Source organism: Leptospira borgpetersenii serovar Javanica, from assembly GCF_003046425.1.
Classification (GTDB): domain Bacteria; phylum Spirochaetota; class Leptospiria; order Leptospirales; family Leptospiraceae; genus Leptospira; species Leptospira borgpetersenii.
Map to the genome: position 1 here is coordinate 208,600 of NZ_QAJG01000004.1, position 11,522 is coordinate 220,121.

Consider the following 11,522-nt stretch of genomic DNA (forward strand, 5'->3'; position numbering starts at 1 on the left):
AAAGGCTGGGTTAAACTATGAGGAAAATTGAGAGAGTCAATCAAATTTTAGAAATGGTTTGAAGGGTGCGGTGCAAAAAGAAAATCCGTCTATCTTAGAAAAGATAGACGGAGGAAGAATTATTGCTCTTCACCGGCAGGTGCAGAAGATTCGGAAGCAGGGGCGTCTTCTTCTTTTTTATTTTCTGCTTTTTCTTTCTTAGACTTTTTCGATTTTCTCGCCTTTTTAGCTTTTTTTGACTTTTTAGTTTTTTTTCCTTTTTTTTCGGATTTAGTTTCTTTTGGGCTTTCAGTTTGCTCACTCGGGGTTTCTGTAGTAGGTTCTTCTGCGATCAGTCCTGAGAATCCGGTTAAAGCTATCGCGACGATCAAAAGTTGTACAAGAATTTTCTTAAAAAGGGTCATTGGTAAATTTCCTATTGAATAGAATGATTGGAGAAGTCCAACACCCTTAGCAAAAATGTAAATACGTTTTTTAGAAAACCGTACGTAGAGGGTTCCATTTTTTACCGGAAGCAACGGCAGATTCCAAACGTCTAAGATATTCTTTTTTTGGAATTTGGTAAGCCCCCAAACATAGGGTAACAATGTTTAGTTGCTGGGTATCGAACAATGTGAATTGATCTTTTTTTAGGGCTTCAAATAAATGAAAGAGTCCGATTTTCCCGAAATCTGAAATGAAAGAAAACATGGACTCGCCTGCAAAAAAATTTCCAATTGCAACTCCATAGACCCCACCCCCCAAATTTCCGTTTTCATCCCAAACTTCTATGGAATGAGCATAACCTAATTTGTGAAATTCGGTGTAACTTTTGATGAAAAGATCCGTGATCCAGGTTTCTTCACCGGGACGGTATGCACAACAGCGCATAACTTGTTCAAAGGCTCGGTTGAAAGTGATCGTATAGCGCTTTTGATTGATTTTTCTTTTCAACCGTTTTGAAATATGAAGTTTATTGAGATCGAAAATTCCTCTCGGGTCCAAACAATACCAAAGAATTGGCTGATCCGACCAAGGAAAAATTCCATTTTTATAGGCGTATAAAAGTCGTTCCGGAGAAAGATCCCCACCCACTGCGACAATCTCGCGATCCCAAATATGAGGGTTTCGAAAAAAATCAGAAAAATCTTTCAAGCTTATTCCCTATCATTTTACAACTTTTCGTGTCTTTTATGATTCGGGCCTCTTATTATTTTTGTAAGACGGTAAAAGCGAAAAAGATTCTTCAATGAAATAGACCGGCCCGTTTGAAAAAGTTTTGGATGAATAGATATGAAATTCGGAAACTCTAAAATACGAAGAGGTAAAACCGGCAAATTCTTCTAAATACGCTAGTATTCTTGTCCCATTCGCATTTTTAAAACGACCGATCGTAAGATGAGGATGATATTCTTGTCGATCCGGAAAAAGACCAAGTCTACGAACGCCGGAATCTAAAGTTTTTTGAAGTTGTAAAAGTTCCGGGGAAAAATTTAAAGCCGTGAAAAGAATCGAAGGGGATTTTTGTTTTCCAAAAGTTCCTACGGATTTTAGGTTTAAATCAAATTCCGGAAAGGAAATCTGTGAACAAAATTCGGATAAAGTGTCTACCTGTTCGTTGGATTGTTCGCCTAAAAAAACTAAAGTAATATGGAAATTTTCTTTTAAAACCCATCGTACATCGGGAAGACCGTAACAAATTGAGGTTAGTTCTTCTTTCACTTCTTCCGGAATTGAGATTCCAAGAAAAGTTCTCATGTTTGAAAGTTTAGGACTCTTTTTGGTTTTCGCAACTAGATTTCTACGTTATTCTTTTTTAGGTTTGTGAACTTCTTTCACTCTCAAGATTCCTCGGAGAGAGTTACATAGAAATATCGAGTTTGATCGTTGTAAGTCGTCCAAAGAAAGAGTTTTCTCGTAAAACCCGTTTCGTTTTAAAAGGCGATTTCGAAAAATGCCGGGAAGAACTCCTGAAGAAATCGGAGGAGTAAAATACGAATCTCCGATTTTTACGAAGATATTACTGATACTTCCTTCGGTGATTTCCTTTTTTTCGTTTAAGTATAAAGTGTCGATATAACCTGCGTCTCTGGAACGTTTTCCTTCTCGATCGTATATTTCCCTCAAATTTGTTTTATGCTTTCTAAACTCCGAGGAAGAATCGATTTCAATTTCACTGATTTGTAAAATACCTTCTTTCCGAAATTTCGAGAGTTTGTGCGACTCGAAATGAAATTTTCCAAGAGGATTTAGGCTGATTTTGATTCGGTATGAGCTCGGGCCGGGAGAAATTGAGGCAATTTGTTTTAGAGAAGTGTCCCATTCTTTTTTTGAGAAGGGGAATTGAAAAATCTTGGCGGATTTTTTGATTCTTTCCAGATGTTCTTTTAGAAAGTAGAATATTCCATTTTTGTAAAGTATTGTTTCGAAAAGGAAAAATCCTTGCGGCGCTTCTGTGAAAAATTTCGCTTTTTCTAGAATTTCAAGCCATTCTTTTTCGGGATCGGAATCCCACGTGATTCCGGAACCGATTCCGATATTCCCTTTTCCCTTTTTTAATTCCAAAGTTCGGATTCCGATCGAAAAAACCGCGTTTTGATCGGGTTCAATGACTCCGATCGCGCCTGTATAAATTCCTCTTGACTTTTCCAATTGTTGGATCAATTGCATTGCTCCAAATTTCGGAGCGCCGGTAATGGATCCACCCGGAAAAAGTTCTCTGAAAATATCCTTCCATTCGACCCAATCTGAGAGTTCGGATCGAATCGTACTCGTCATTTGAAGGATCGTTTTGTACTTTTCTATGGAAAACAAGGCTGGAACTTGAACACTTCCTTTTTTACTGATTTTCCCAAGATCGTTCCGCATCAAATCCGTAATCATCAGATTTTCCGCTTTTTCTTTTTCGGAATTCAGAAGAATTTGAATGTTTTTCTCATCTTCTTTTTCGGATTTACCTCTTTGATACGTTCCTTTCATCGGTTTGGTAACGAGCGTTGTTCCTTTTTTCTCAAAGAAAAGTTCCGGTGAGAAGGAAAGTATATCTATATCGCGGAATCGAATCCAGGAACCGTAAGCAACCGGTTGCCTTTGGGATAGTACTTTATAAAATGATAATGTATCTCCTTCGAAATCGAAAAAAATTTTATCTGTATAATTGATCTGATAAATTTCTCCTTGATAAAGTTTAGTTCGGATGGTATCCAAACTTTGAATATAATTCTCATGATTCGGCATCGAAGAAATATAAAAGCCGTAATTTTGTGAAAGTCCCGTTTGAATTTCTGGGAGCTTTTCGGGTTTTTGGAAAACTGCAAAATATAAAATTGGTAAACCTGTCTCAGTTTTTTTCCAATTCATATTGAAGAAAAAATAACCTACTTCATAAGAAATAAAACCCGCTACGTAATACCCTTGTTTTAAACAATCGTTTATTTCGTTCAAAGAAGTTGACAATGTATCGAAACAATATGCCTCGATCGTTTTAATGGGATTGCGGAAGATAATTTTTCCGAAAGGATGGAATCCTTCGTCGAAAATCATAAAGGGCTGGCCAGAGAATATGAGTTCTTCGATTATCATAAAACAAACTTAATTGGATTAATGATTTTGTCTCTTCGTTTCAAAAGAATTATAAGAACCTCGGGAATTGTTTTTATTTCCGGGTTTATCTATTACTTTTCCACACAAATTGGAAGAGACGACTTGATTTATCCGGGCTATACTTCTCCGATTTGGCTTGCTTCGGGAGTCGCACTTGGTCTTACTTTGCTTTTGGGAAACTGTGCAATTTTCGGGATTTTTTTAGCTTCTTTCCTTTCTAGTTCAGGAATGGATTTATCATCTGGAGTATGGATCGACATCGGGAAAAATTTATATCTTAGTTTTCTGATCGGTCTTTTTTCCGCGCTTCAAAGTTATATAGGCAAGGTCGTTCTTTCCGGTAGAATTCCCAAATACAGAATCTCAGATCGTACTCAGTTCGTATTTCTTTTTATTTTTCTCGAAGCGATTGTATGTATCATCAGCTCAATGGGTTCTGTGGCTTCGATGTATTTTTTAGGAAAGATTGAGTTTTCCTTAATTCGCCAAAGCTGGTTGACTTGGTGGATTAGAGACACACTCGGAGTTTATATCGGAACTCCGTTTATTCTTTTTTGGTTTCAAGGTTATTATAAAATACCTCGATGGAAAGAATTTTTAGAATCCACGGTGTTGTTTCTTTTGATCGTATTCTTTTCTCTTGCTTCTTTTGGTTTTATTACGTCGATTTCTTCCTTCGGTTATCCGTTAGCCTATGTTTTAGTTCCGTTGATTCTGTGGTCCGCATTTCGATTGGGAGAAAGGGCCAGTAGTTTGGCTGTCGTTCTTTCTTCTATTATTGCAATTTTGGGAATGGTTTTGGAATCCCCACAGTTCTACGGGGAATCCACGAATGCGTCTAATATTCTCCTTCAATTCTTTGTTGCAGTATTGTCGATCACAAGTCTGCTCATTGCGAGCATGGTGAACGAAAGAAAGGAAGCGGAAAATCAGCTTAGAATTTCCCATCAAAGTTTGGAAGAAAAGGTTGAAGAAAGGACTCACGAACTTTTGCGTTCCAACGAAATTCTTCGGGAAGAAATTCAAGAGAAAAATGAGGCAAGAGCGGCTCTTGAAAAAAGTCAGATTCGATACATGGGATTGTTTGAACATCTTCCCGTTGCGATCATTGAGGCGGATTATTCCCAACTTAAACAAATTTTAGATAGTCTTCCTTTTGATATTCAAGGAGATGCTTTTTCAGATTACGCAGAAACTCATCCTGATTTCGTTCGGCTTTGTTTTGACTCTATACAAGTGATCGGTGTCAATCAAGAAACAGTAAACTTATTAAGAGTCGAATCCGCGGATGCGGTTTATAAAAATTGGAAACTTTTTTTTAGTCAGGATAACTTCAAGGTTTTCAGGAGAGTTTTGCGGAAGATTCGTGAAAAATCTTATTTTTACGAAGTCGAAGTCGATTTTAGGGTTTACGACAATACGAGGCTGAATATCAAAATTCGTTGGTCTGTTCCACCGGGATTTGAATCTTCTCTTTCGAGCGTGATTGTGACTCTTCTTGATTTTACGGAGATCAAGTCCGCGGAAAGGAAATTGCAGCTTTCTCTGGATGAAAAAGAGGTTATGTTAAAAGAAATTCATCACAGAGTGAAAAACAATCTTCAAGTAATTTCCTCATTACTATCCATGCAGTCTGATTATGTTCAGGATAAACAGAGCCTTTCCGTTTTTATAGAAAGCCAAAATCGACTCAGAACAATGTCTATGATTCACGAGGAACTATATCAATCGGAGAATTTGGGGAAAATTCAATATTCCGTTTATATCGAAAAACTTTTGAATCAACTTTTCCAAGTTTATGGAAAATCCGATTCGGTTGTATTGGTAACCGTATTGGAATCTTTGGATATCACTATCAATCGTGCGATTCCGATCGGATTGATTATCAACGAATTAGTTTCAAATTCTCTAAAATATGCTTTTCCGGAAGGAGAATCGATTACAAGAAAACCGGAGCTAAGGATTACACTTTCCAAATTGGATGAAAATTTGGAAATGCGAATCGAGGACAACGGGATCGGTATGCCTTTCGGTTTTGATTTGGAAGATTCCAACTCTCTAGGACTAAAACTTGTAAATATACTCGTGAGACAACTGGGCGGTAAAATCGATTTTTCATCCGATTCCAAAAGGGGAACACAGTTTAAAATTCATATTCCTCTTGCGGTCAATTTAATTTAAAAGATTTTCCGGTTTGCAAAAAAGAATCGTATGTAAAGCCCCAAAATCAGGCTATTTGATAAACGAAATGAGAAGTAAAAAAGCCTAAACGCTGACGAATTTAAACATTGGAGTTGTTGAAAAATTCCATAACTCAGATTAATAAAACTGCTTCAATCGATCGTTTTCATGAAACAGAAATGGATGGAAAATTAATTTTTGGGCAACTCTATTGTTGTAAAAAAACGGTTCAATCGGTAGCGTACCGCACTTCCTTAAAACTACCGAAAGTATTATATAATTCGAATTTAAAAGTTTTATTGATTCTTTCTGCTGAAGCATTTTCTTAATAATGATTCTCTTCAGTCATATCGATTCTGTAACCCGCGTTGAGTAGAATGTCCGTGATTAAATAAGAACTTGTCCCAAACCTTGAAAGAAATCAGTTACAACCATTCAGTAAATTTGTAGAGGAGTCCCGCATTCAGAGGATTGATGACAGGATCGCGGTAATGCCGCTTCTAGAGAAAGCAGTTTTGAGACGTACTTTAAGTATTCTTAAATTTATAACTTATTTTATACGTTTCTTTTGCTGCCTTCTAAAGTCGGTGCGAAGTTCGAAATTTGCTCCGAGCAAAAACTTAAGTTTTGAGGGCTTTCTTGTATTCTTGAATCAGAAGATCCGGGCTTTCGATACCAACAGAGATTCGAATCAAGTTTGGATCCAGTCCATTTTCTTTTAGGAATTTTCTTCCTTCCTCCTGAGTTACTAATTCGTAATGAGCCAGATAAACATATAACATATTGAGAGTAAACTCAGTTCCGAAACTTGGTCCTTTCAATAGAGCCAGTCGATCATAAAACTTTTCTAATGGAATCGAAAGTTCAATCGATAAAACTCCCGCCTGTATGCCCGAAAGTCTCGTGATCTTTTCGAAATTTTTGGAAGAACCCGTCCAGAATACGTTTCTAATACCCGGCTGTTGTGAAAAATATTCTGCGAGTGTTTTAACATTCGCACTGATCTTAAGAACTCTTTCCTCGTATCCTTGGATTTCGTAGGCGAGCCTTTCGCAATCTCTGAGATACGGCGCTTCGATTGATTCTTTACACATCGAAAAAATTTCGGAAAACCAATGTGAGTCTTTGTTTAAAATGACGGATCCCATTATGAGATCTCCGTTTCCGCAGGCGAACTTGGTTAAACTTTCCACGACGACGTCCACGTAAGGAAGAACGTTGATCACCGCCGAACCCGCGACGGAAATATCCGCAATCAATGGAATTCGATATTGATCCACGATGGATTTTAATTTTTCATAGTTAGGAACTAAAAGAAGGGGATTTGTGGGACACTCGGTGATGATCCCCGCAACTTGTTCCGAGTTTTGTCTTAGGAATTGTTCTAAATTTTCCAGATCCATCGCGTTATGGATCACGTAGGAGTCTTTCGTATATTTTTCTAAAATTCTAATATTATCCACATAAAGCCAACCCAATCTAATCCAGATCGTTTTTCCTTTGTTTCTTTGGATACGATCTAAGGCTTCAAAAGCGGAATAGACTCCGTTCATACCTGAAACGGAAAGAAGAATTTCAGGATTTAGATCTCCATAGAAAGAAGATAACGTGGATAGAATTTTTTGAACCGGATTTTCTTTCTCGACTTTCTCTCTGAAAATTTCCCGTAGAATTCCTTTCTTTAAAAGGAAATCCTCCGCCATTCTGGAAGATGCAAGACATCCGGTATGTTGAATAAAAGAAAGAATTTCTTTTTCTAAATTTTTCAAGTTCGGAATCACTAAGGTTACGATTCCTTCATCTTCGAAAATTTCATGTTTTTGAATCGAGAATTTTTGAACGATTGTATTTGCCGCTTTTCGGGAAGATACGATGAACTGAGGAGTATCTATTTTTTTCGTTTCTCGATTGTAGTCTAAAATTCTCGCGATATAGGAATGCGCGACAAATCTAGGATAACCCGATTTCAATCTAGAAAGGGTTTCTGTTCTTTTTTCTTCGTAACCGATCACGTCCGACAATTGGGGAAGACTTACAGAAACTGCGTGAATATTCTCAAAGGGAATTCTTTCCCCGCAAAGTGTTCGATGAGGTTCGTTGATTTCTTGTAACATTTCTATTGATTCTACTCCGGGATCGATCGTCGATTTTTCAACCCCTAAATTCGACCGAAAACTCTCAATGGACTTGTGTTTCTGAAATTTTTCGGGCTCTGTCTTCTTCGGTTAAAGCTCCGATCAGTTCTTCCAGATCCCCTTCCATGATCGCGGAAAGGTTATGACTTGTGAATCCGATTCTGTGATCAGTGCACCTTCCTTGAGGAAAGTTGTAGGTTCTTACTCGTTCGGAGCGATCTCCGCTTCCTATCATTTGTTTCTTGATCGCATCCGAAGCCTGTTTTTTATCTTCGGTCTGTTTCTCGAGAATTCTCGCGCTTAAAATCCTCAGTGCCTTAGCTTTGTTTTTATGCTGGGATTTTTCATCCTGACAAGCAACCACAACTCCGGTTGGAATATGGGTGATTCGAACTGCAGAGTCGGTTGTGTTTACGTGCTGACCGCCTGCTCCGGAGGAACGATATACATCAATCCGAAGATCGTTTTCATTGATTTCGATTTCTTCTTCATCCGCTTCGGGAAGAACCGCGACAGTCACCGCGCTTGTATGGATTCTTCCTCCGGATTCGGTACTTGGAATTCTTTGAACCCGATGTGTACCACCTTCAAATTTGAAAAGGTCATAAGCCCGTTCGTCTTCCAATGCGAAAATAATTTCTTTCAATCCGCCGATTCCGGTGGGAGCAGAATCGATGATTTCACTCTTGATTTTTTGTTTATCTGCAAATTTAGAATACATTCTAAAAAGATCCGCCACAAATAAACCGGCCTCTTCTCCACCGGTTCCAGCCCTAATTTCCACAAGGATGTTTTTTCCTGAATTCGGATCGGGAGTTAAAAGTAGAATTTCGAGTTCTTTTTCCAATTCCTCCAATTTCTCGCTCGCTCGACGAATTTCTTCTTTGAGCATAGAATGCATTTCCTCGTCCTTTTCGGACGGAATCAATTCTTCCGCATCTTTTTTATCTTTGTAAATTTTGAGATATTCCTCCACTTTGAGATAAAGAGAGGTTAGTCTGGATCTTTCCTTGTAAAGGCTCTTAAGTGAAGATGGGTCTTTAGCCGAATTTAACTCTTCGCTGATTCGAAGGTATTTTTCTTGTATTTTTTCAAGTCTGTCTATCATTGAATGAACTCGACCTTTCCTTTATAAATCAACGCACTCTATGGAAAACCATATTTCCGTCGCAGAAGTTTTTTCTGAACGATTTCTATCCTTACTGACTGATCTCCGGAATTATCGAAGTCCGTTCGGTAAAACCGTGGGCGATCCATCCGATCTGATTCAAGAATGTATTCAAAAAGCTTCGATCCGAACCGGAGTGATCAGTTTTGGACTTTCGATTCCAAAAAGAAATTTCGGATATCTTACCCTATTACCCGAAATGATTCTATTTTATAGAATTCAAGGCCATCTCGTCAAAGATATAGCCGCGCTCTACGGAAAAGAATCTCAAGTATCGCCGGAAATCATGAGCTATTGCATTTTTCCGGATAAAAATCACGCTTTGATTCGATCCATCGTGAGAGACGTGGGCAGTAGGATACTTGTTAGACCGGCTTCGTTGGAAGTCTTTCGTTCGATTGGATTTCATCTCGGATGGAGATTCTTTCGTAAGAATGGAAATTCCCATTCGAAATATGCTTGGCTTCCTTATATCGGTGCGATTCTAAACGGAGGAATTTCATTCTTGGATATGAAAACCACCGGAAGAAAGGCCTCCGAGCTTTTTCAAAAGGAATTGGAATTTACGGATCGATTTAAAGAATAGGTCTGAAAGAAGTTTTTAAAATTTACCTCAAAAATACTTACAGCGCGTCCTAAAACCCGTCAAGCGACCTTTAGGGAGCGAACGCGGCTTTAGGTTTCTACTTTGTCAGAAAATCAAGCTGCAAGGTTCTGTCCAGTCCCGGTTTTTTCTTACGGAAAAAACTGGGACTGGACAGGTTCTTATATAATGCCGTTTAACGTATTCGGCGTAAATAAAGAATTTTCGGGATAAGCTATATATATTATGAAATTTGAATTTATTTTAAAAAATAAAATCGCGTTAGGTTTTTTGTCTAAAAAAAATGCGGTCTTAATTTTGTTTACAATCTCTTGTTTCAATTTCTGCAAAAGCAGTCACGAAACTTTCGTCGAAGAGATCCAAGAACTCGTCGAACAGGAAAAATATGAAAAAGCTTCCGAAAGGCTCAAGGAAAAACTTCAATCTCCGAAAGAAAGGGACGAACTTCTTTCAAAGGAAGTTCCGGATTCGGCTCGAATTATAGAATTTTCCAATGATCGCCTGAAACTCGTTTGGACCGAGGATCAGAAAATTTTTTTTCAGGACCTTTCGGCAGGGGAAAATAATTCCAGAAGTTTGGATCAGATTCCTTCCAATCTTTCTCTTTCTCAAAACGCGAATTACGCTTTGGTGGAATATACGATGCAGGCTTCCGGAGGTTGCAGATATGTTGCAATTTCTTTAAAAGATTCGAGTCTTTTTTATGAATCCGGCGCTCAAGTTTCTTGTAGGAACCGAGGATCCATCCTACCCGATGGTTCAAAAATTTATTACTTTGTGGATGATAATCTTTACGAGGAAAAAACCATAGAACCTAGAAAGCCGGTTCTGCTTTTAAAGAAGGAAAAAATTATATCCCCTTTTCCTAATTTAAAAACGCGTTTTCTCATGTACCCTTCCGGAAATTCTTTTTTGATTTTTTCGGGAAACGCGGGAGCATATAATTTGTATTGGTTTCATCCTTCTCAAAAAACGGTTGAGAAGATCGATAAAGATATTCTCAGTCCGATTTTATACTACGGTAATGGAGAGAGCGCTTACTACATCGGCGGAGAGATTGGAAAATTACATCTTAGAAGAATTAATTTTTCATCCAAGGGTAAACCGGTTATTACAAAACTTTTTACCGTGAGCCGAAAAGAAATTAATCCCTGGAAATTGTCCAAAAAGAACGAGTTCTTATCCGGTTATTCTGGAAAAGTTCATCTCTGGGGGCCTGCAAAGAAAAGTCAAAATCTTCCGGTTCTTTGTGAACGTGTTTTTTTAACGGGTGACGATCGAATCGTTTGTGAGACGGAACTCGGAAATCTGTTCCTCAGCAAATTGGATTTTCAACCGGAGGACTGGAGTATTTGGAAGCTTTACGAAGAAGTCCGTAGTAAGTAAATGAGTTTAAAAACGTATAAATATCCGCAAAATATCACTTTATAGAACTTCATTTTATTTGTGTTGTCTTACATTTTGTTTTTTATATTCATAGTAAACTTTTTTTGTACTCACCTTAAGGAAATCTCTATAAAACCAAGAAATAACAGAACGTTATAAAGAATTCCTATGCGAAATTCCTGTTTTACGACATTCAAGAATTTTAAAATCTGTTTTATAGAAGTTCCCTTAATTTAACGCGAATTCGATATAAAAAAGTTTGGGCAAATCGCTCCTAAATTTCATAATTGAAACGCTTTCGTAAAAAGCGCTTCAACTGAGTTTTTCAAACGAAAGCGCTGCTCAACTCCTATCGAGCGATCCATAAAAAGCCATAACGTTACCCACAAATTAAGAAGGCTTTTGGGATCATAAGGATCAAAAACTGATATTTTTCAAGTGTTCCGACAAGAATGAGGCTTTTTAC

9 protein-coding genes are annotated in these 11,522 nt (G+C 37.8%); 3 read left to right on the forward strand and 6 right to left on the reverse strand.

Annotated features, from left to right (window positions below; genetic code table 11):
• Window positions 1-119 precede the first annotated feature (119 nt).
• The 4 genes from CLV95_RS04880 to pabB all read right to left on the reverse strand — a co-directional run bounded on the left by CLV95_RS04880 (window position 120) and on the right by pabB (window position 3,561).
• Window positions 120-404 carry a hypothetical protein gene (locus CLV95_RS04880; RefSeq protein WP_002726694.1) on the reverse strand — a complete coding sequence of 95 codons (285 nt, stop codon included), beginning with the start codon at window positions 402-404 and terminating at the stop codon, window positions 120-122.
• A 70-nt stretch (window positions 405-474) separates the two neighbouring features.
• Window positions 475-1,134 carry a leucyl/phenylalanyl-tRNA--protein transferase gene (aat, locus tag CLV95_RS04885; RefSeq protein ID WP_002732728.1) on the reverse strand — a complete coding sequence of 220 codons (660 nt, stop codon included), beginning with the start codon at window positions 1,132-1,134 and terminating at the stop codon, window positions 475-477.
• Between the two features lie 36 nt (window positions 1,135-1,170).
• Window positions 1,171-1,737, reverse strand: coding sequence for an RNA 2',3'-cyclic phosphodiesterase (thpR, locus tag CLV95_RS04890; RefSeq protein WP_002737403.1), 567 nt, complete (start codon window positions 1,735-1,737; stop codon window positions 1,171-1,173).
• Window positions 1,738-1,785: 48 nt separating this feature from the next.
• Window positions 1,786-3,561, reverse strand: a complete 1,776-nt coding sequence (pabB, locus tag CLV95_RS04895) for an aminodeoxychorismate synthase component I (protein WP_016749357.1) — start codon at window positions 3,559-3,561, stop codon at window positions 1,786-1,788.
• Window positions 3,562-3,588: 27 nt separating this feature from the next.
• On the opposite strand from pabB, the gene CLV95_RS04900 reads away from it, so the two are divergent.
• Window positions 3,589-5,763: an MASE1 domain-containing protein gene (locus tag CLV95_RS04900; protein ID WP_002732613.1), complete on the forward strand. Its 2,175-nt coding sequence runs from the start codon at window positions 3,589-3,591 to the stop codon at window positions 5,761-5,763.
• A 620-nt stretch (window positions 5,764-6,383) separates the two neighbouring features.
• Here CLV95_RS04900 and CLV95_RS04910 read toward each other — a convergent pair.
• Both CLV95_RS04910 and prfA read right to left on the reverse strand, forming a co-directional pair.
• Entirely contained in the window at window positions 6,384-7,877 is a 1,494-nt protein-coding gene (locus CLV95_RS04910) for an aminotransferase class I/II-fold pyridoxal phosphate-dependent enzyme (protein WP_002732544.1), read from the reverse strand.
• A 64-nt stretch (window positions 7,878-7,941) separates the two neighbouring features.
• Complete coding sequence (gene prfA, locus CLV95_RS04915; protein ID WP_002732681.1) at window positions 7,942-9,006, reverse strand: peptide chain release factor 1; 1,065 nt, start codon at window positions 9,004-9,006, stop codon at window positions 7,942-7,944.
• Window positions 9,007-9,046: 40 nt separating this feature from the next.
• Between prfA and CLV95_RS04920 the strand changes: the two genes are divergently transcribed.
• Together CLV95_RS04920 and CLV95_RS04925 are read left to right on the forward strand one after the other, a co-directional pair.
• Window positions 9,047-9,652, forward strand: coding sequence for a hypothetical protein (locus tag CLV95_RS04920; protein WP_002728633.1), 606 nt, complete (start codon window positions 9,047-9,049; stop codon window positions 9,650-9,652).
• Window positions 9,653-9,895: 243 nt separating this feature from the next.
• Entirely contained in the window at window positions 9,896-11,056 is a 1,161-nt protein-coding gene (locus CLV95_RS04925; protein WP_002728654.1) for a hypothetical protein, read from the forward strand.
• Window positions 11,057-11,522 lie beyond the last annotated feature (466 nt).

Excerpts from the sequence above, each read along its gene's own strand:
- CLV95_RS04880 (WP_002726694.1), bottom strand. The coding sequence starts at position 404 with ATGACCCTTTTTAAGAAAATTCTTGTACAACTTTTGATCGTCGCGATA.
- thpR (WP_002737403.1), bottom strand. The coding sequence starts at position 1,737 with ATGAGAACTTTTCTTGGAATCTCAATTCCGGAAGAAGTGAAAGAAGAA.
- pabB (WP_016749357.1), bottom strand. The coding sequence starts at position 3,561 with ATGATAATCGAAGAACTCATATTCTCTGGCCAGCCCTTTATGATTTTC.
- CLV95_RS04910 (WP_002732544.1), bottom strand. The coding sequence starts at position 7,877 with ATGTTACAAGAAATCAACGAACCTCATCGAACACTTTGCGGGGAAAGA.
- prfA (WP_002732681.1), bottom strand. The coding sequence starts at position 9,006 with ATGATAGACAGACTTGAAAAAATACAAGAAAAATACCTTCGAATCAGC.
- CLV95_RS04920 (WP_002728633.1), top strand. The coding sequence starts at position 9,047 with ATGGAAAACCATATTTCCGTCGCAGAAGTTTTTTCTGAACGATTTCTA.
- CLV95_RS04925 (WP_002728654.1), top strand. The coding sequence starts at position 9,896 with ATGAAATTTGAATTTATTTTAAAAAATAAAATCGCGTTAGGTTTTTTG.